The sequence below is a fragment of the Delftia sp. 11MD genome, assembly GCF_050907895.1.
Classification (GTDB): domain Bacteria; phylum Pseudomonadota; class Gammaproteobacteria; order Burkholderiales; family Burkholderiaceae_C; genus Comamonas; species Comamonas tsuruhatensis.
This window is the reverse complement of the sequence record NZ_CP194333.1, coordinates 2,289,113-2,306,656: the sequence shown is the minus strand read 5'-3', so window position 1 is coordinate 2,306,656 and position 17,544 is coordinate 2,289,113. Positions and strand designations below refer to the sequence as shown.

21 protein-coding genes and 1 tRNA gene are annotated in these 17,544 nt (G+C 62.7%); 13 read left to right on the top strand and 9 right to left on the bottom strand.

The genetic code is table 11. From position 1 onward, the window contains the following. Positions 1-5 precede the first annotated feature (5 nt). Positions 6-860: an archaetidylserine decarboxylase gene (gene asd / locus ACRSCF_RS10365; protein ID WP_026062786.1), complete on the bottom strand. Its 855-nt coding sequence runs from the start codon at positions 858-860 to the stop codon at positions 6-8. A gap of 452 nt (positions 861-1,312) precedes the next feature. Between asd and infA the strand changes: the two genes are divergently transcribed. Continuing rightward, complete coding sequence (infA, locus tag ACRSCF_RS10360; protein ID WP_012206460.1) at positions 1,313-1,561, top strand: translation initiation factor IF-1; 249 nt, start codon at positions 1,313-1,315, stop codon at positions 1,559-1,561. A gap of 60 nt (positions 1,562-1,621) precedes the next feature. Beyond that, a tRNA-Pro gene (locus ACRSCF_RS10355) sits at positions 1,622-1,698 on the top strand. Between the two features lie 93 nt (positions 1,699-1,791). Here ACRSCF_RS10355 and trhA read toward each other — a convergent pair. Then, positions 1,792-2,445 carry a PAQR family membrane homeostasis protein TrhA gene (gene trhA, locus ACRSCF_RS10350; RefSeq protein WP_052151651.1) on the bottom strand — a complete coding sequence of 218 codons (654 nt, stop codon included), beginning with the start codon at positions 2,443-2,445 and terminating at the stop codon, positions 1,792-1,794. 204 nt (positions 2,446-2,649) lie between these two features. On the opposite strand from trhA, the gene ACRSCF_RS10345 reads away from it, so the two are divergent. Continuing rightward, positions 2,650-3,069, top strand: coding sequence for a CopG family transcriptional regulator (locus tag ACRSCF_RS10345; RefSeq protein WP_017406949.1), 420 nt, complete (start codon positions 2,650-2,652; stop codon positions 3,067-3,069). A 10-nt stretch (positions 3,070-3,079) separates the two neighbouring features. Further along, on the top strand, positions 3,080-4,189 hold the full coding sequence (locus ACRSCF_RS10340; protein ID WP_026062785.1) for an extracellular catalytic domain type 1 short-chain-length polyhydroxyalkanoate depolymerase: 1,110 nt from the start codon (positions 3,080-3,082) through the stop codon (positions 4,187-4,189). A gap of 642 nt (positions 4,190-4,831) precedes the next feature. Here the strand turns inward: ACRSCF_RS10340 and ACRSCF_RS10335 are convergent. Beyond that, on the bottom strand, positions 4,832-5,119 hold the full coding sequence (locus tag ACRSCF_RS10335) for an H-NS histone family protein (protein WP_016449500.1): 288 nt from the start codon (positions 5,117-5,119) through the stop codon (positions 4,832-4,834). 656 nt (positions 5,120-5,775) lie between these two features. On the opposite strand from ACRSCF_RS10335, the gene ACRSCF_RS10330 reads away from it, so the two are divergent. Then, entirely contained in the window at positions 5,776-6,210 is a 435-nt protein-coding gene (locus ACRSCF_RS10330; RefSeq protein WP_034364575.1) for a YbaY family lipoprotein, read from the top strand. Between the two features lie 71 nt (positions 6,211-6,281). Here ACRSCF_RS10330 and ACRSCF_RS10325 read toward each other — a convergent pair whose 3' ends face one another. Next, the gene (locus ACRSCF_RS10325) at positions 6,282-6,905 is read right to left on the bottom strand and encodes a glutathione S-transferase family protein (RefSeq protein WP_016453322.1); all 624 of its coding nucleotides are present in this window, start codon (positions 6,903-6,905) and stop codon (positions 6,282-6,284) included. A gap of 101 nt (positions 6,906-7,006) precedes the next feature. Between ACRSCF_RS10325 and ACRSCF_RS10320 the strand changes: the two genes are divergently transcribed. Then, entirely contained in the window at positions 7,007-7,471 is a 465-nt protein-coding gene (locus tag ACRSCF_RS10320) for a ribonuclease HI family protein (RefSeq protein WP_082254139.1), read from the top strand. A 17-nt stretch (positions 7,472-7,488) separates the two neighbouring features. Here ACRSCF_RS10320 and ACRSCF_RS10315 read toward each other — a convergent pair whose 3' ends face one another. Next, positions 7,489-7,815, bottom strand: coding sequence for a tetratricopeptide repeat protein (locus tag ACRSCF_RS10315; RefSeq protein ID WP_016453324.1), 327 nt, complete (start codon positions 7,813-7,815; stop codon positions 7,489-7,491). A 610-nt stretch (positions 7,816-8,425) separates the two neighbouring features. Between ACRSCF_RS10315 and ACRSCF_RS10310 the strand changes: the two genes are divergently transcribed. Further along, positions 8,426-8,686: a hypothetical protein gene (locus ACRSCF_RS10310; protein ID WP_139223781.1), complete on the top strand. Its 261-nt coding sequence runs from the start codon at positions 8,426-8,428 to the stop codon at positions 8,684-8,686. Between the two features lie 102 nt (positions 8,687-8,788). On the opposite strand, the gene ACRSCF_RS10305 is transcribed toward ACRSCF_RS10310, so the two are convergent. Further along, positions 8,789-12,610, bottom strand: coding sequence for an ExeM/NucH family extracellular endonuclease (locus ACRSCF_RS10305; RefSeq protein ID WP_244388011.1), 3,822 nt, complete (start codon positions 12,608-12,610; stop codon positions 8,789-8,791). 465 nt (positions 12,611-13,075) lie between these two features. Between ACRSCF_RS10305 and ACRSCF_RS10300 the strand changes: the two genes are divergently transcribed. From ACRSCF_RS10300 to ACRSCF_RS10290, 3 genes are all read left to right on the top strand, one after another. Next, positions 13,076-13,372 carry an H-NS histone family protein gene (locus ACRSCF_RS10300; protein ID WP_034364579.1) on the top strand — a complete coding sequence of 99 codons (297 nt, stop codon included), beginning with the start codon at positions 13,076-13,078 and terminating at the stop codon, positions 13,370-13,372. Positions 13,373-13,434: 62 nt separating this feature from the next. After that, a complete protein-coding gene (locus ACRSCF_RS10295) occupies positions 13,435-13,653 on the top strand; it encodes a hypothetical protein (RefSeq protein ID WP_016453327.1) in 219 nt (72 codons plus the stop codon). 270 nt (positions 13,654-13,923) lie between these two features. Next, positions 13,924-14,412: a thermonuclease family protein gene (locus tag ACRSCF_RS10290; RefSeq protein WP_432675701.1), complete on the top strand. Its 489-nt coding sequence runs from the start codon at positions 13,924-13,926 to the stop codon at positions 14,410-14,412. Here the strand turns inward: ACRSCF_RS10290 and ACRSCF_RS10285 are convergent. Beyond that, entirely contained in the window at positions 14,390-15,052 is a 663-nt protein-coding gene (locus ACRSCF_RS10285; RefSeq protein ID WP_203400699.1) for an SOS response-associated peptidase, read from the bottom strand. The genes ACRSCF_RS10290 and ACRSCF_RS10285 overlap by 23 nt on opposite strands. Before the next feature lie 51 nt (positions 15,053-15,103). Between ACRSCF_RS10285 and ACRSCF_RS10280 the strand changes: the two genes are divergently transcribed. From ACRSCF_RS10280 to ACRSCF_RS10270, 3 genes are all read left to right on the top strand, one after another. Next, positions 15,104-15,562, top strand: a complete 459-nt coding sequence (locus ACRSCF_RS10280; RefSeq protein ID WP_158528242.1) for a hypothetical protein — start codon at positions 15,104-15,106, stop codon at positions 15,560-15,562. 12 nt (positions 15,563-15,574) lie between these two features. Then, a complete protein-coding gene (locus ACRSCF_RS10275; RefSeq protein ID WP_034364583.1) occupies positions 15,575-15,778 on the top strand; it encodes a hypothetical protein in 204 nt (67 codons plus the stop codon). 221 nt (positions 15,779-15,999) lie between these two features. Then, entirely contained in the window at positions 16,000-16,281 is a 282-nt protein-coding gene (locus ACRSCF_RS10270; RefSeq protein ID WP_016453333.1) for a hypothetical protein, read from the top strand. On the opposite strand, the gene ACRSCF_RS10265 is transcribed toward ACRSCF_RS10270, so the two are convergent. Continuing rightward, positions 16,278-17,093 carry a Gp49 family protein gene (locus ACRSCF_RS10265; protein ID WP_324623098.1) on the bottom strand — a complete coding sequence of 272 codons (816 nt, stop codon included), beginning with the start codon at positions 17,091-17,093 and terminating at the stop codon, positions 16,278-16,280. The two genes, ACRSCF_RS10270 and ACRSCF_RS10265, sit on opposite strands and share 4 nt — an antisense overlap. 45 nt (positions 17,094-17,138) lie before the next feature. Continuing rightward, positions 17,139-17,543, bottom strand: coding sequence for a crAss001_48 related protein (locus tag ACRSCF_RS10260; RefSeq protein ID WP_244388004.1), 405 nt, complete (start codon positions 17,541-17,543; stop codon positions 17,139-17,141). Position 17,544 lies beyond the last annotated feature (1 nt).

Below are 17,544 nucleotides of genomic sequence, written 5' to 3'. Positions count from 1 at the left end.
GAGACTCAGGCCTCGCCGCGCCCGGCCATCTTCTGGCCCAGGCGCACGGGCGCGGCATGTGTCCACTGCGCGTTGAAGCGCAGCCCTGCCGATGCGGGAAACAGCATGACGACGGTGGAGCCCAGCTGGAAGCGCCCCATTTCCTCGCCCTGGCCCAGGACGATGGACTGGTCGTCGTAGCGCCAGTCCTGGATGCGACCGGGCCGCGGCGGATTGACGATGCCGTGCCACACCGTTCCCATGCTGCCCACGATGGTGGCCCCCACCAGCACCAGCACCATGGGACCGTGGTCCGTATCGAAGACGCAGACCACGCGCTCGTTGCGCGCAAACAGGCCCGGCACGCCGCGCGCCGTGACCGGGTTGACCGAGAACAGTTCGCCGGGCACATAAATCATCCGACGCAACCGGCCGGCACAGGGCATGTGGATGCGGTGGTAGTCGCGCGGGCTCAGGTAAATGGTGGCGAAATGCCCGTTGTCGAACTGCCGCGCCAGCTGCGCATCGCCGCCGACCAGCGCCGTGGCGCTGTAGCTGTGCCCCTTGGCCTGGAAGATCTGCTCGCCCTCGATGGCGCCGATCTGGCTGATGGCGCCATCCACAGGACAGACCCAGTCAGCCGAAGCCAGCGGCCGCACACCGGGCTTGAGCGCCCGCGTGAAGAACTCGTTGAAGCTGGCATAGGCCGCAGGATCGGAATCGGCCGCCTCCGACATGTCCACGCCATAGCGTGCAATGAAGCGACGGATGACTGCCGTGGTCAGGTCACCCGCACGCGCCTGGGCCAGGCGCCCCATGACGGCAGTCAGCGCCTGCTTGGGCAAAAGATACTGGGAGAGAACGGCAAGTCGATCAGACATCGAGGTTTTGCTATAAAAGTAATAGAAGCTGTGGGCGGATTCTAGCCAACCCGCGACCATCGCCCCTCCTCGGCTACCGCGGCCTTCAACCCTGGCCGGACCGCCCCAAAGCCTCGCACACGTTTTTCGAGGCCATCTCATCACACGCGGATGACAAAAGCCTCGCCGTCCCAGCACGAATCCGACCTGTGTTTTGCGTACGATGGCCGCTTTGAACACCGCCCGCACGGCGACGAATACAACACTGTAGAATCAGGAAGTTTAGGTGTTGCCGGGCTTCGTCTTTGCGACACCGTTGTGACCTGGTCCTCTGTCCGGTCTGCGCCTTTTGCGCAGAACATCCACAGCCTTTTCAGCCTGACCACGTACCCCATGTTCTGTGGGCCAGGCAAGGTTTTCGTGGTTCCGACAAATGAGTGCCGCAACCGACCCAGACCTAAGAGATTGAACACATGGCCAAAGAAGAACTGATTGAAATGCAAGGCTCCGTCACGGAAGTCCTGCCTGACTCTCGCTTTCGTGTGACGCTGGAAAACGGACACCAGCTGATCGCCTACACCGGCGGCAAGATGCGCAAGCACCATATCCGCATCCTGGCTGGCGACAAGGTATCGCTGGAGATGTCGCCCTACGACCTCACCAAGGGCCGCATCACCTTCCGCCACCTGGCCAACCGTGGCCCCGGCCCTGGATCGCGTTGAACAGAAAATTCGCACATTGCGAAAATACCCATTTTTTTGACGCTACAATAGCGTTTTAGTCGGAGCGTAGCGCAGCCTGGTAGCGCATCTGCTTTGGGAGCAGAGGGTCGCGAGTTCGAATCCCGCCGCTCCGACCAAATGATTCAAGCCCCTGGTTCGAAAGAGCCAGGGGCTTTTGTCTAACAGAATCCAAAGCGTCCAACGCAGCGCCGCCAGCACGAGCCCTCGCTTCAGGCCAGCAAACCGACCACCGCGACGGTATGGCAGGCGCTGCCGGCAACCACGAACAGGTGCCAGATGCCATGCGAATGGCGCATGCTCGAAAGGCTTCGGTAGAACACCGTTCCTGCCGAATAGAGCAGTCCGCCCGCGAGCAGCCAGGCCAGGGTCTGCGCACCGTGGCGCAAGGCCATCGGCACCGCGCCCCCCAAGCTGAGCCAGCCAAGGCTGATGTACAGGGACAGGCGCGGCGGCGAATCGAAACCAAGTGCACGTATCGCGCCCTGCAATGCGAGCGCCCATACACCGGCAAGCAAGGACCAAGCCCACAAGCCAGAGGGCGCCATCAAGGCAAAGGGCGTGTGGCTGCCGGCAATCAGCAGGTAAATGCAGGCGTGGTCGACGCGCTGCCAAAAACGCTTGCGTGCCCCGGTGCAGCCATGAAAGAGGGCCGAGGCACCGAACAGCGCCGCCAGAGAGAGGCCAAACACCACAGAGCCCGCAATCTTGCGCGCATCGCCGCCGGCCACCGTTTCGCAGATGAGGCCCACACTGGCCACCACGCCCACGAGCAGGGCTGCCAGATGACTCCAGGTATTGAACCGCTCGCCGGGCTGGCACCAAACGCTTGTGCCGCTCGGCAAGCCTGCCTGCAAGTCTGGCATGAAGCCTCCTGTCGCATGACCAAGGAACGCCGGACGCCGTGCCCGGCTCCGCCACCTTACGGCTCAGACGTGACAGGGCAATGATTGCAACTCACACGCTGCAGCGCCGTCCGCCGGATACCCCACGACATGCCGCGTCAAATTGCAACGCCAGGCCTTGAAACCATCCCTAAACCATCCATATGGATGGCATAAGGATGTTCCATGGCCGCAAACACAACCACCTCCAACCCTCGCGTGAGCGAATCCGAGAAGCTCACCATCAATCTGGGCTATGTAGACCTGGGCCAGATCGACCTGCTGGTCGCCGAAGGCTTCTACGCCAACCGCAGCGATTTCATCCGCACAGCGATACGCAATCACCTGCGCAGCCATGCGGACGCGGTGCAACAGGTCGTCGCCCGCAAGATGCTGGTCCTTGGGATGCAGCATTTCTCCCAGGCCGATCTCATGCGGGTGCAGGCTGCCGGGGAAAAGCTGCAGATCCGCGTGTTGGGCCTGGCCAGCATCGCGCAGGACGTGCCTGCGCAGCTTGCCGCCGAAACCATCGAATCCATCACGGTGCTGGGAGCGCTCCAGGCCAGCCCCGCCGTTCGTGCCGCTCTGGCCGGCCGCATTACCTGAGAACCATTCCATGAAACAGCTTTTTCAAGACATGCTGGGCGAGGCGACACGCCTGACGCGCACCGGCCATCTGCTGGAAGCCACCGAGCTGATTCAGCGCACGCTGCGAGGCCAAAGTGCGCCCACACCCCACGACAAGCCAGCCGCAACCAGTCATCGGGATGCAGGCTGGATCGTCGATGCCGAAGCCCGCTTCATCGACGATGCGCCCGAACTCGCCGTGCCTGCGGGCACATCGCAGGCAGGCACCTCCAGCGACGAGCAATGGCTGCTCGGCAGCTACTCTCACGGAGGCCGGCAGCTGGCCTATCGGCTGTACGTGCCGCCAGGCAGTGCCCTCGAAGCGGGACCGCGCCCGCTCATCCTCATGCTGCACGGCTGCACCCAAGGGCCGCAAGACTTCGCCGCCGGCACGCGCATGAATGACCAGGCGCGCAGCGCTGGCGTACTGGTGCTCTATCCCGAACAAACACAGCATGCAAACTCGCAAAAGTGCTGGAACTGGTTCAAAGCCCAGCACCAGCAACGGGGCCGGGGCGAGCCCGCACTGCTGGCAGGCCTCACGCGCCAGGTGATGGCCGACCATGGCGCGGACGCATCGCGGGTCTATGTCGCCGGACTTTCGGCCGGAGGTGCAATGGCGGACATATTGGGACGCACCTATCCCGAGCTGTTCGCCGCCGTGGGCGTGCATTCGGGCCTGGCCGCCGGTGCCGCGTCCAATCTGCCCTCAGCCCTCGAGGCGATGCGAAGAGGCGCAGCATCTGGCTCGGCCAGCGGCCCCAGCGTGTGTCCAGTGATCGTGTTTCATGGTGACGCGGACACCACGGTACATCACGACAACGGTGCGGCCGTCGTGCATGCTGCACGCAGCGCGCAAAGCCCCACAGGCGCACCTCGCGTCAGCCAGGGCCATGCGCCGAACCGCCAACGGTTCACCCGCTCTGCCTATATCGCAGCCGATGGCAGTACCGCCATCGAGCACTGGCAACTGCATGGCGCAGGCCACGCCTGGTCCGGCGGCAGCGCAGCGGGCAGCTACACCGCGCCGGGAGGAATCGACGCCAGCGCCGAGATGCTGCGCTTTTTCCTTTCGCACCAGCGTGCGCGCAACTGCTGATTAGGCGCCGCTGCTCGCATTCGCCAACCACATGATTTCAAAGGCTCACAAGGGTTAGGAATGGTTGAGCATGGGCCTATTACTCCGGAAGAGCAGGCTCAGCAATAAATGGGCTGGCCAGGACAGCAAAAGGGCCCCCAGGGTCCTTTTTTGCCTGCATGGAGTCAAGCTGCCTCGAAAGGCATGGGAAATCACCGCGAGGCACAAGAGACAAGGCAGCCATATGAAATTCACGATGGGTTGAAAGCTCTGCCAGATGAGATAAGCACAGCCCTGACCATTTCGGAAGCTGGAATACAGGAGCCTTGTCCATGCTGGAGACCTTGATAAATCCGGGCTACGCCTGCGAAGGATATGCAGTGAAAGCCAGGCAGGACGTACAGGATCTTCTTGTAAGCCTGGCCTGCAGGCCTGCATGGCAGCAGATGCTGCGCAGTAATACGCGGTGGACGCACTGCCAGCGCCAGCGGCATGGTCCGCGAGAGATACCTTTACCGCGCTCTTCCACATGTCCAGCTCGGTCTGGGAGACCTTCGGGCAAGACAGCGCTCAGTCGCCCTTTCCCGGACAGCTGCCGGCCGATCAAAACCACACGGGGACCCACAAAAGAAAAGGCCCGCGACTGCGGGCCCTTGATCAGATTCAGATCTCGAAAGCGGTTCGGTCCGCTGCGTCCTTGATCCAGCCGGGAGGCTTGCCCCGGCCGGTCCATGTTGCGCCAGTAGACGGATCACGGTACTTGGCCACACCTGTGCCAGCAGGAGACTTGCGCTTACCGGTAGCAAACACGTCTTCCTGGGTCAACTGGAACTGCTGGACCAGTTCACGGACCTTGGCGATGGCACCGCCTTTTTCGGCTTTGAGGACCTCTGCAATGCGAGCCTCGATCTCGGCCTTTTGCTGAAGGAGAGTCTTGTAATCAGATGTCATGGCTTTTTCTTTGGATGCATGCTAGCAAAAACGCATTCTATTCAAAAAATGCTCCGCACCCCAAAGCACAAACTTTCCACCGCCGTGTGCTGGGACAGAGAAGCCCTTCCGCTTGGCACCCCACAGCCGTGGAGCGAGGCTCCGTGGCCGACGCGGCGGCTGCCCAGATCGATCGCTGCCGCACCTCTGCACACTTGCGCACACCTCTTCGCGCCAAGGAGTCAGCCCCTCGGGCTGCAATGACTTGCCCTCGGCAGCCGCGATGTGGGGAGAGTTGCCCAGACACGTCAAAAGAAACGGTCTCTCGCCTGCGGCGAGCGATGGCAAAAGCAAGAACGATTCACCACCCAAAGAGGAGCGGCGGATTGATGAGAAGTAAAGCAAATAGATCGGGACGCTTGACCCATCGCTCTTGGCATGGCGCAGGCTTCGAACGATGCAGCCCCCTCCGAAACCCTGTGGACTGTCTGGCAGCGTCCTTCATGCGCCGGCGCGACCTGATCTTTCACACGCCCGTCGCCCTGGCTGGCAACCCGACCGCAGATCGGCGTATGCGACTTTGGGGAAATGGCAGCAGCCTCTGTGGAACCCGTTCCTACAGCCCTCCAGAATGCGCCAAGCCAGACTGGGACCTTTCCAATCAAGAAGGAATTCCCATGAATCCCAACATCCTCCAGCGCCGAACCTCTCTCGCCATCGTGATGACCGCCGCACTTTTGGGCGCATGTGCCCAGTCCCAGCCCTCGCCCAACGCGCCGGTCACCGCCGTCATGGGCACGGTCGATCTGAGAGAGCCCATGCCGCTCCCGTCCGATGCAGTGCTGGTTGTGGAGCTGCAGGACACCTCTCGCGCCGATGCCGCCGCCCCCGTGATATCTCAGCAATCCGTGCGGCTTGAGGGCCTCAAGCCCCCGTTCAGCTACAAGCTGCCCGTGGAGCCCAATCGTCTCAATCCTGCGGCGCAATATACGGTGACCTCACGCATCACCCAAGGCAACCAGCTCATCTTCACCAATGACACCGTCCACCCGGTCCTGACCCGTGGAGCAGGCCCGAAGGCCGATATGGTGCTGGTGCGGGTTGCCTCCTGACCTTCCCTAAAAAGACAAAGCCCGCAGGACATTCCGGCGGGCTTTGTCGCGCAGAAAGCACCAGGCGGCCATCAAGGCATGCCGTTGGCACCATGCGTGCGAAAGCCTGGGCGCTCGCAAAGCCGCTCATAGTACGCACGGACTGCGGGCAAGTCAGGGCGCTCCATCGGGGCAGACAGCCAGCGGTGGGCAGACAGGCCCAGCACGATGTCGGCAAGGGTGAGTTGCGCGCCTGCAGCAAAGGCGCCTGTGCGCGACAGTTGCTCCTCCAGCATGCGCATGTGGCGATGCCAGTTCGCCATGCTGCTGGCCAGCAGCGCAGGATCCTGATGCTCCGGACTGTTTCTCACCAATCCCATGAAGGCATAGCGCCAGGAGTTGTTCAGTTCGGTCGCCTGCCAGTCCATCCATTGCTCGACGCGTGCGCGCTCTGCGGGTGCTGCAGGCAGCAGGTCATGCCGAGCCTGGCGCGCGGCAAGATAGCGGCAAATGGTGTTGGACTCCCACAGCACCAGCGCCCCATCAAGCAGCACGGGAACCATGGCATTCGGGTTGAGTGCAAGAAATCCCGGCTCCTGCGTTGACCGATGGCCCGAACCCCACTCTTCCTGTTCGAACGAGACTCCCAGCTCCACGCAAAGCCACAGCACCTTGCGCACATTGATGGACGATGACTTTCCCAGAATCCTGATCATTCGCAGCCTTCTTCGGTTTCGGTGATTTGCAATCCTGCATTGTCCCGTCCAATCCGATGAGGAATGCGGTCAGATTCCCACTGCTGCCGCATGATGCAGACATGCCTCTGGAACAGCTTTCATCCCGCCGAAACCACTCTGGCCCTTCTCCGACCGACACTGACCTGTGGACTGCATACATTGATGCAAGCGCACTGCCCAACCCGGGTCGCATGGCCTTGGGAGCCGTCATCACGGCGCCCGACGGAACACGGCAGCTTCTGTCCCAGGTCTGCCCCGACCAAGGCTGCAACAACGAAGCCGAGCTGCGGGCCTTGATGGCTGTGCTGCAGACCCTGCTAGGCCTGCAGGCTCGCCGGCTGGCCATCTTCACGGACAGCAGCGTCCTGGTAGAGCAGTTGGCGCCATCGCCCCGCCCCACCAGGCCCATCGTGCGGCTGGCCGACCTTTTCGATCAGGCCCGCGCCATGCTGGCCAAGTTCGAGCATGTGCAACTGCGCTGGATTCCTCGTCACCGCAACACCGAGGCCGACGCGCTGGCCAGAGCGGCCCTTTTGCAGCCGTGACCCCGCGCTTGCCGCACTCAGGCGGACTGCTGCCTGTCCAGCCGCTTGAGGAACACACCAATCTCCTTGACGACCTGGGCATCTCCCTTTTCCTGCGCACAGGCCAACCCCGTGCTCCACGCCTGCCGAGCCCCCGAAGCATCGTCCAGCGCCAGCAATGCCCGGCCCAGAAGCTTCCATGCCACCGAATAGCCGGGATCGAGTTCAGTGGCGCGCTGCAGGTGCGAGTGCGCCACAGCAGGCGCATCGCCATCAAGATACGCCTTGCCCAACGTGCAGCGCATCAAAGCCGAGTCCTTGCCGGACGCCAGGAGGCCCTCGAGCCTTTGCGTCATTTCGTTCATGGTTTCATCCTTTGGTGGCAATGCATGTTCTCGATCCAGCTGAAATTGCGGTCATGCTACAATCTCGCGGTTGTCTGCGCAGACAATGCTGTATCTCACGCCGGCGCGTCGTGCACTACGACGAAAAAAACAACGGTGACAGCCGCAGAGACGTTCTGCCGTAAAACGATGGTCGCGTAAGAGCCATCGTCCACATCACCCGCAAAAAGCCCGCTTTCAAGCGGGCTTTTTGCATTCCCACTGCATGGCTGGTCTCACGATGGCGTGTGAAAAACAGGATTTACGACTCAGTTGCATGCAACTTCACCCGAGTTAGCTCCGTCAAGCACCTTGTTTCAATTTACACTTGACAACCAGGAAGGACCGGAGGCGCCAGACGCCAGCGCTCTCATTTCAAACTCTTAGCATGTGTCCTTCCTGGATTGATCGCATGGAACGCTCCATTCAGCGCCCCGGCCGCCTCCGCAGCCGGGGCGTTTTTTCTTGACGACGATCGCTCAGGCGCCCTGGCAACAACCGAAACGGGCACAAAGGCAAGTTTTTTCTCAATTCCAGAGAAAAGCACAGGTTTATTTGAGAATGATTCTTGTTTGCGTATATGATTCAACCCATGCCGCAGCATTCATGGTGTTGCAGCAGTTCAGTTTCATCGTGGGGCGACTCGTCAGGCCAGTTCAGCCTGCAGTCGTTTTTGCCAGCCAGCGGTATGCCGGTTAGCCAGGCTCTTTTTTTAAAGCACGATCATTTCTGGATATTCAATGCATCAGTTGCATTGAGGCAGCGTCCACAGCAGGCGCTTTTTCTTCGCCTCAACACTGCCATCGCGCATCCATCGCGCACCGGCCTGCGACTGCACGCCAAATTTCTCTGAACTCCATCGCATCCAGGCAATGCCCTGACTGCAGATTTCCTTCGCGCAATGCAACAGGCCCGGCCCGCGCCAAGCGCAAGCCGGGCCTTTCCCGTTGCCGGATCAGGAACCGCGACGGCGCAAACGGATGGCCAGCCCGCCCATCATCAGACTCAGCAGAGCCACAGCCCATTCGCTCAGTAAAGGAATCGCCGCTGGCGTGCCGCCGCCGACCGCCGCAGCAGGCACAACCAGTGCAGAGGGATCTTCCACCCGGCCGTTGGCCACCAGATCGTCATCACCCAGGCCACCATCGCGCAGCACGAAGGAGACGACGCGCCCCTGCAGCGTTGCCGGTATCCGATACCAGTGCTGCGTGGCGTTGTCGCTTGTGCGCCCCCACTTCCAGTACTCGGCACCGCTGGGCAGATCACTGGGATAGGTCAGCTTGACAGTCACGAGCGCACCCGCATCACAGCCATCGGTATTCAGCTTCAGCAGTCCGTGGGGCACCACAGCCCCCGGACGCGGTGTGCCAGGCGCCGCCATCACCTGAGGCGGCTCGGCCAGGCGGCAGTTGATACCGCCGCCGGCGACTTCGCCCGATACCGCCATCTGGCCCGACCCGGTGATGTTGAAGCGGTTGGCCTGGTCCACAGGACCTGCAGCAGCCGCCAGCAACGGATAGCTGGCAGTCACAGGCGCATGGACCCCATCGCTCACGCTCAGTTGCAAGCTGGCCGAACCGGCCACCGATGCCAGATAGACGGCGGAGCGAAATTGCTCCGACACCTGAGCGGGGCTGCCGCGCAACTGTATGCCCGGCTGCGCGGCATCGGCGTCTTCGAGTCCAAGCACCTGCCCGTTGCTGGCAACAATGGACAGCGTCACGACAGGGCTGTCGGCATCTGCCACCTGCACATCGGCCAGATCGGCCGCCTGGCCAACCACCACGGATTGCGCATTGGCGGGCAAGCCACTGAGCGATGGCGCCTGCCCACCTAAATTCAGACCCAGCAAAATCGGATTGTGGTCGCTGGAACGATAGGCCGTCGGCGCATAGAAGCTGGCCTGCTGGTCCAGCGACTTGTACTCGAGGTTGTAGTCCAGGACTTCAGGCTCCTCGGCATTGATAGCCCACTTGACCGCGCGCCCCACGCTCGGCTGCAGGCTGGCACTTACCAGCACATGGTCCAGCGAGCCCCACATTCCATCGAACGCATAGGACAGGCCCTGAGACACCTTGGCGTAGCCGCCATCCTCCAGCGCCTTGATGGGGTCCTCCTTAGAGTACGCATTGAAATCCCCGACCAGCACCACATGCGGGCTGGTCGTGCCTGTGGGCCGGGTTGCCAGCCAGCTGCTCAGTTGCTCGGCCGTCTTCACACGCGCGGCGTTGTTGGCGCCCTGGCCGTCAAGCGCGTCTGCATTGCCCGGGCTGCTGAGCACACTGCCCTTGGATTTGAAGTGATTCACCACCAGCGTGAACTGCTCCGTGCTGCCGCCTACCGCAAAAGTCTGTGCAATCGGTACGCGAGCGCCGCCAACGCCTGGGTTGAAGGCGTCGTAGGTGGTGACGCTGGGTGCCGCTGCGCTGCCCACCGGCGTGACACGATCGCTGCGATAGAGGATGGCCACGGTGATCGCATCCGTGCCAGCACCCGCCACCGTACCTGAAGCCTCGCTGAAAGGCGCTTTGACCACCGCATACACGGCGCCGGCAGGCTTGTCCGCACTCGCGTTCAAGGCGTCGGCCAGATCCTGGATGGCGCTGCCCGGGCCAAAGCCGTTGTTCTGCACCTCCATCAGGCCGTACACATCGGCGCCCAGCCCCAGCAGATTGGCCACGATCTTGGCGCGCTGCCTGTCCAGCTCGGCAATGCTGTTGGCACCACGAATGCCCTGCTGATTGCCCAGGGGCGTGCTGAACATCACCTGGGAAGAGCCGCTGGTGGCGCCCGTCAGGTTGAAGAAATTGAGCACGTTGGCCGAGGCAATCTTGAGCGATGCCGCCCCCACAGCCTGCTGCAACTGAGCAGCCGAGGGACGCGCCGCCCCGGAGAACTGCGGCGTCTGCGTGGGCTGTACGCGGTAGCTGGTCAGATACGGCTCGCTGGCAGCTGCATCCGAGAACTGATCGAGCACGCCGATGACACGGTCCACGCCATCGCCGGCACGCAGCGTGTTGGAGGCCGACAGAGACTGTCCGCCGCGGCCCGGCACAGAGGCGGGATTCTGTGCGCCCGAGCGATCATCCAGAATGATCTGGCTGCGCTGCAATGTCTGCACATAGGCGGCATAGCCCGTCACGCTGGGCGCATTGAGTTCGGTGTACTGCGCCAACGGCGCGTCGGCAGACAGCGTGACATTGCCGTAGCGGCCCAGCGTGCGGTTGTCGCTCACCACCAGCTTGCCGCCCGCAGTGGCGGACGCGACCTCCACACGCATCCCCTCCAGACGCTCCCACTGCCCCATGTCGCTGACAGGCAGCGTGACGCGCACGGGCTCCGGCAAGGCGGCCGCGCCACGGACCACGAAGTCCGTGACGGCGCTGAGCTGGGTCTGGTTGCGAAACTCGCTCACCGAGGCGGAGACCTGCACCAGCTTGCCTACCGTGCCCTCATCCACCCCGGGATTCGCATTGCCGTAATAGACGAAGACGCCCTCCGAGGTGGCAGCATCGCCATCGGAATCCGCCTCCTCCTCCTGCACGAAGAAGCCGCTCAACCCTGGCATATAGGCCGTTACCACGGCGCTCACTGTCACCTTCTGCCCCACCAGGGGAGACTGGTCGCCGGAACCCTGGAGTGCAGAAATTCTGGTGATGGGCGGCTCGCCCCCCGTCGTGAAGCCCAGCGCCGTGCCGGTCCACACATTGCCCGAGGTATCCAACACCGGCTCGCCCACGGGAACCAGGCTGTAGGACGTATTGACCGCCAGCCGCACACCCGCGTTGAGCGTGATGGTCGAGCCACTGAATTTCACCTGCGCCGCATCGCCAGCCTGCAGCATTGCCACCACGGTGCTGCCCTGGCGCAGTTCGAAGCTGCCGCTACCGGGTTTCACCGCCTCATCAAAGCTCAGCTTGATTTCGGGATTCAGCGCCACCCCGGTTGCCGCCGCAGCAGGAATGGTGGCCTGCACTGTGGGTGGCGTGGTATCGGGCAGTGCCAGGGCGATGGAGACATCGTCAACGGCCAGGCCGTGATCGTTGCCCACATCATTGAGTTCGACCCAACGCAGCCACAACGTGGCGCCTGGCGCCCAGCCCAGACCGCGCAGATCGCCGCCCACATCATTCACCCGTCCGGCCACATTGCCATCCACCGGGGCGGCAGTACCGGTAGCGATCGGCGATTTCCAATTGAAATTCGCACCGGCAGGCAGCCATTCAGGCACATCGGCAAAGGTCGCGCCCATGCCGTACTCCAGCTCCATGGGCTGCTCGGAGGTGTTGCCGCCATTGCGCCATTGCTCGCCACTGAATCGCAGGCTGATGCCATCCACCGCGCCGCCCGTGTCATTGCGCATCGCCAGTGCAATCCAGCCGGCCACGGCACCCTGGGAGGGGCTGCCAAAGTAAGCTCCACCCGATGCCACGCCACCCAATGCACGGTCCGCATCCAGTCCCAGGCTGTAGAAGCTGCCGGCATTGGACGCGCCATTGCCTGCCGCATATGCAGTGATGCCCGCCAGGTTTCTGTTGAAGAGAAACCAGCCCGGCAGGGTGCTGTCATTGGCCCAGGCCAGCCCCGTCCCGGACGCGGCCAGGGTGTCGAAATTCTGCGCATAGGTGCCGGTGAAAGGAACCTGCGCCCATACGCCGGCGGAGGCCGAAAGAAGCAGGCCTGCACCATACAGACGCCAACGATGGCGCTGCAGCGGCGGACTCATCGGATTGGCCGGGTTGAATACAAACGGAATCAGCGTGCGGACAATGGACATGGATGTGCAATAAAAAATAATGCGCATCCCCCCGTGGTTGCGCAACTTTCGGTTTATCGCGCATGGACATGACCAGCCTGTGACTCGGCGGATGCTCCCGCGTCCTACGCGCAGACTGGCCGCTCACCCATCTGCCACTCCCCACACGGCATGCATCATTGCACCCAGTTTCTGAATCGTTTCATTGCCGGCCCTGGGGCATTTCCTCCTCCCTCCCTCTCATTCCCCCAGGAAGCCTTCAAAAAGGCACCGGCTCTTTCTTCCCAGGCCAGCGCAAGCCGCTGGCCTTTTTCTTGGGCGCGCCTCGTCGCCAAAACCATCCTCGTCACCCGTCTTGAACGCGCCACGTCGCTGGAGGCTTTTCGTGCGTCCGCACACTCCCACACTCTTTTTCTTACTCATAACTTACAAAAAATTCATTCCCGTGATATACACGCGCATCTCCCACTGAAAATCATCATCGCCATGACATCCGACTACAGAGCCCTGCTGCAACAAAAAGCCGATCTTGAGAAAAAGATCGACGCTCTGATCAAGCACGCAAGAACGGATGCGATCACTGAAGCAAAGGCCATGGTGCAGCAATATGGCCTGACGAAAGAGGATGTCTTCCCCTCCGCCAGGATCAAACCTCGCCAGACCGGACAGCGCAGCGTGGGCGAACCCAAATTCCGCAACCCCGAAACCGGCGCAACCTGGACAGGCCGCGGAAAGCCGCCCAAGTGGATAGAAGGCAAGGACCGCGCAAGCCTCGCCATCTGATCGCCAGCCATATTCAGGCGCGATGCCATACCATGTGCTTCCATCACCAGGAGGAAGCACACATGAGCAAACAGAACTCGGACACGCTGTTGGCTGCAGAACTGGCCGACCACTTCATAGAAGTCATTTTGTCGACCAAGCCCGAACTGCTGGTGTCAGGCATCGGCGGAGTGGCAGACCTGAACCATATACAGCATGGAGCCAAGGCCCTGGCACATTTCCGCCTGACGCTGATCCAGGAACTGTCCCAGCAGCCCATGCCCGACATGAACAGCCACTGAGGCAGGCGCGAGGCAACGAACAGGCAAGAAAAAACCGCCACACACTGAGGTCTTCAGTGTGTGGCGGTGTCTTGGATGGTGGAGCTGGCGGGAATTGAACCCGCGTCCGACCCAATATCCACGCGCCTTGTGGCTGGGCTGCGTGAATCCGGTGTGAATTTCCCAATTTCCAAAAACAAGCCGTGGCAACCTATGGCAATCTGCTCGGCGCTGCAGAAATCGCGGGCTTATTGCATCATTTTGTAAGCGCAATTCATCCCAGAATTCAGCATGCTCGCAGCTACCCTCATCTGTCTTGTCGTCGGCATCAGCGACGGCGACACCCTCACTGCCCGCTGCGGCCAGCCGGGCGAGTACCAACAGATCAAAGTTCGCCTGGGCGGGATCGATGCTCCTGAGAGTCGGCAGCCGTTCGGCGCCCGCGCCAAGCAAGCCTTGAGCGACCTCACATACCGCCAGGAAGCCGAGCTGCGCTGCAACAAGATCGACAGGTACAAGCGCCACGTCTGCAGCGTTTGGGTCGCGCCGGCATCGTCGCCCAATGGCCCACGCACGCTTGACGCTGGCCTGGCCATGGTCACGCAGGGCATGGCATGGTGGTATCGCTACTACTCCAGCGAGCAGACGCCGCAAGAGCGCGGACAGTACGAATTCGCGGAGGCAGAGGCCAAGGCCAAGCGCGTGGGGTTGTGGTCCGATCCTGAGCCAGTCGCGCCCTGGGACTGGCGCTCAAATCTTAGGCAACAGGGCCGGCGTTGAACACTTCGACCGGCGCCACACGCAGAAGCTGCGAGGCCTCGGCCACAGTGCCCGCCAGCCACTGGTCCACGTCCGCGAGCTCGATCGGGATCACGCTCCGCTTGTCTTGGCGGTCGGCCGGCAGCTTGGGGTCCGGCTTGTGCATCCTCGACATGAGCGGGTGCGCGTCGGCATTGATCGTCAGCATCGTGTAGCTCTCGTACACCTGGCCCGTCGCGTGGTCGGTCCAGGTGTTCCAGAGCCCGGCGAGGCCCCACGGGTCGCCGTCGGCGCGCGCGAACCGCCACCACACATTCTTCCCTGTCTCCCAGTTGGGTTCATCGAACGTCGTCGCCGGGATGATGCAGCGCTGCCCGCGCGCCCACGGGTGCTTGTAGCTGGCCTTGGCTGCCAGCTCCTCGCTGCGCGCGTTGTTGGTCGGAAATTTCAGGCGTGGCTCTTTCGCGAACCACGGGATGAGACCCCACTGCCCAGCGACGAGCTCGCGGCTGTAGCCCGTGTCGTCCTGTGCGCGGCGCACGAACGCTCCCGTGCCGCGCGGGAAGACCTCAGCGTCCCACCATCGGGTCGGATTCTGGCGGCCCACACGCCACATGCGCTCAATCTCATCTTCGCGCGGAGACTTATATCGATTGCACATAAGTGGATGCTAACTTTTTTGACGCCAGTCCTATAGCTGTATATTTGCACAGTGTTTTGCGAACTCATAGAACTCCGTCGCGCCGGCCTCCGCCTGGCGCCCAAGGACTGGCCCGAGCCCGTCCGGGGCGATCTGCGCGTCGAGTATGAAAACGGCAAGACAAACAACAGCCGCCGCAACATGCGTGTTGCCACTGTCTGGGTCAACTGGAGCTGCTCCCATGTAATCCCGGGGCCTCGCTTGGCAGAGCCGGTGCTGCTTGACGTCCTGGGGGACGCGATGCTGTGGCGCGGCCATGTCTGCGCGCGCACAGCCGACGGCATCTGCGAATACGAGCAGATGTGGCTCATCCGCCCCATTACCTCCCTCGACGCCGCGCCGCTGAAGAAATTCGATGCCGCCCGTTTCACTCCGAAGCTACCCGAGACACTGCCTCCTCGTTCCGAGACACCCAGCGTTGCAAGGCAGTGGCATGCAGAGCAAGGGCGCGAGATGCCGTTCACACGCTGATAGGAGACAGTCATGCACCCGCCGCTGATTTATCCGACGATTCTCCGCATGCACCCCTGGTTCGGCCAGCCAGAGGAAGAGTTGCTTCCGGGTCGACCAGAGGATTACCGCATCGAGCAGGAGGACAGGGACTGGTTCGTGGTGCGCGGCCCAGGCGGCCAGGTCGTGCACAGCGGCCTCGGCCCGGTCCAGATCCTGCCGGCGCGCAATGGCTGACGGCCTGATCTGGGGCGGCCAGCCGACCACGCCGGGCTGGTATGCCTGCGTCGTGGACTACGGCCGCCTACCCTTCCCTGCTGCGAGGCGATGGACCGGCACCCTCTGGGACGATGAGCGCGGCATCAGGGCATTCGACGGGCCGCACGAATCGGCCGAGGCGGCACTGGACTGGGCCACGGAGCGATGCCCGGAGGATTGAGCACGGCACAATGCCGCCCATGGCAATCGATCCGACACATCCCAAGCACACAGTCCACCAGCGCGTCGTGGAGGGTTTCCAGGGACACTGGAAGGCCCACGGCAGCGACAAGTATCCGCAGCGCTTCCGGCTGCCCCCGGAGGAGCTGTATCACCTGGACCATGTGATGCACAAAGGCGGGCACCCAGGTCTGATGTGGGGCGTGCCGCTCGAAGCCGACCCCGCGACGAAAGGCGAAATGGTCGCAATCGACGGCTCAGTTGTGTCGATAGCGCCGGCTGACCCGGCGCCTGCGGCTTAGGCGCCAGCCGCAAGCTTGTCGCGCAGCCGGAAGCCCAGCAGTTCCCAGACCTTCTCCACGGCCTGGGCTCGTGCCTCTTGGCGGCCTCGGGCGGCGTCGTGCTGCGCCGGGTCGATGGCGCCGTAGTTGATGCCGACCACCTTGGTGCCGTTCTTCAGGACCAGCACGCAGAAGGTCAAGGCACCCAGGTTGCTGCTCTTCCAGACATCGCCGAAGTCGTAGGGCTTTGCGTCTCCATCAGGATGCTTGGCGCCCTGCTCGGCGGTGAAGTAGTGCTCACGAGCGATCTCGGCCTCGATGTCAGCTGGAGTCACACGCGACGGGCTGCAGCTTGCATAGTCGGTGTCCATAGGAATCCAGCCTTGCGTCGCACCTGCTTCAGCGATGCATTCGCGCGAGTGGCGGCCGTCTGTCGCGCCGCAATAGGCCCCCTTGCAACTGACAGCCGATACGGCGGCCTGCACCTCCATGGCGTCCAGTGCCTCGCGGATGTTGCTGCCCACTCGTTTGCCCGCGTAGCTGGGATTGGCCACCAGAGGCCCCATCCCGTGCGCCATGGCCAGCTCCAGCTCCTGACGGTGGGAGCGCTCGCGGGGTTCAGGCGGCGCCGGCTGGCTGGGCACCTGGAACGCCAGGTTGATCTGCGTGGCACAGAACAGCAGGACCAGGAAAGCGCAGACGCCCACGAAGACGGGCAGTGCGGCACCACTGGGAGACGCTCCCACCTTGTAGGCGGCCAGTGCCAGCACGGCGCCCAGCACCGCGACGGCTGTGGCGATCATCTTGGGGGTGGTATTGAAGGCGAATTTCACGGGAATCTCCAATGCCCGGCAGCCGGCCGGTGCGGGCCGGCTGGCTCAGAAATTGGCGATGCGCTCGCCCAGGATCGTGGACAGCTCGTGCATCACGTCCAGCTGTCGGCGCAGGCGGGCCTGCTCGTCGGCGGGCAGAGCGGGAAATGCGGCGTTCTCGCGGATGAACGTGTCCAGGCGGGTGATTTCCTGATCGCGCTCCATCTTCTCGTCCAGCACGCGCTGCTGGTGGGGCGCCAGCTTGCTCGCGGGCGGCTCGGGCATGTCCAGGGCCACGCGGACAAAGCAGTCCTTGGCCTCCAGCAGCTTGCGCATGCCGGCGCTTTTCTCGGGGCCATCGGGCAGCTGCTTTTCCAGCAGCTCGGCTAGCAGGCCCACGGGCTTGCTCACGGCCTGCAGCTTGGCCGGCAGGTGAGCGTGGGCGAAATACTTGATGGTTGTGGATGCCATG

What these genes read in the sequence shown, in the direction of transcription:
- asd (WP_026062786.1), bottom strand. Translation starts at nt 860, where the DNA reads ATGTCTGATCGACTTGCCGTTCTCTCCCAGTATCTTTTGCCCAAGCAG.
- infA (WP_012206460.1), top strand. Translation starts at nt 1,313, where the DNA reads ATGGCCAAAGAAGAACTGATTGAAATGCAAGGCTCCGTCACGGAAGTC.
- trhA (WP_052151651.1), bottom strand. Translation starts at nt 2,445, where the DNA reads ATGCCAGACTTGCAGGCAGGCTTGCCGAGCGGCACAAGCGTTTGGTGC.
- ACRSCF_RS10345 (WP_017406949.1), top strand. Translation starts at nt 2,650, where the DNA reads ATGGCCGCAAACACAACCACCTCCAACCCTCGCGTGAGCGAATCCGAG.
- ACRSCF_RS10340 (WP_026062785.1), top strand. Translation starts at nt 3,080, where the DNA reads ATGAAACAGCTTTTTCAAGACATGCTGGGCGAGGCGACACGCCTGACG.
- ACRSCF_RS10335 (WP_016449500.1), bottom strand. Translation starts at nt 5,119, where the DNA reads ATGACATCTGATTACAAGACTCTCCTTCAGCAAAAGGCCGAGATCGAG.
- ACRSCF_RS10330 (WP_034364575.1), top strand. Translation starts at nt 5,776, where the DNA reads ATGAATCCCAACATCCTCCAGCGCCGAACCTCTCTCGCCATCGTGATG.
- ACRSCF_RS10325 (WP_016453322.1), bottom strand. Translation starts at nt 6,905, where the DNA reads ATGATCAGGATTCTGGGAAAGTCATCGTCCATCAATGTGCGCAAGGTG.
- ACRSCF_RS10320 (WP_082254139.1), top strand. Translation starts at nt 7,007, where the DNA reads ATGCCTCTGGAACAGCTTTCATCCCGCCGAAACCACTCTGGCCCTTCT.
- ACRSCF_RS10315 (WP_016453324.1), bottom strand. Translation starts at nt 7,815, where the DNA reads ATGAACGAAATGACGCAAAGGCTCGAGGGCCTCCTGGCGTCCGGCAAG.
- ACRSCF_RS10310 (WP_139223781.1), top strand. Translation starts at nt 8,426, where the DNA reads ATGCCGCAGCATTCATGGTGTTGCAGCAGTTCAGTTTCATCGTGGGGC.
- ACRSCF_RS10305 (WP_244388011.1), bottom strand. Translation starts at nt 12,610, where the DNA reads ATGTCCATTGTCCGCACGCTGATTCCGTTTGTATTCAACCCGGCCAAT.
- ACRSCF_RS10300 (WP_034364579.1), top strand. Translation starts at nt 13,076, where the DNA reads ATGACATCCGACTACAGAGCCCTGCTGCAACAAAAAGCCGATCTTGAG.
- ACRSCF_RS10295 (WP_016453327.1), top strand. Translation starts at nt 13,435, where the DNA reads ATGAGCAAACAGAACTCGGACACGCTGTTGGCTGCAGAACTGGCCGAC.
- ACRSCF_RS10290 (WP_432675701.1), top strand. Translation starts at nt 13,924, where the DNA reads ATGCTCGCAGCTACCCTCATCTGTCTTGTCGTCGGCATCAGCGACGGC.
- ACRSCF_RS10285 (WP_203400699.1), bottom strand. Translation starts at nt 15,052, where the DNA reads ATGTGCAATCGATATAAGTCTCCGCGCGAAGATGAGATTGAGCGCATG.
- ACRSCF_RS10275 (WP_034364583.1), top strand. Translation starts at nt 15,575, where the DNA reads ATGCACCCGCCGCTGATTTATCCGACGATTCTCCGCATGCACCCCTGG.
- ACRSCF_RS10270 (WP_016453333.1), top strand. Translation starts at nt 16,000, where the DNA reads ATGGCAATCGATCCGACACATCCCAAGCACACAGTCCACCAGCGCGTC.
- ACRSCF_RS10260 (WP_244388004.1), bottom strand. Translation starts at nt 17,543, where the DNA reads ATGGCATCCACAACCATCAAGTATTTCGCCCACGCTCACCTGCCGGCC.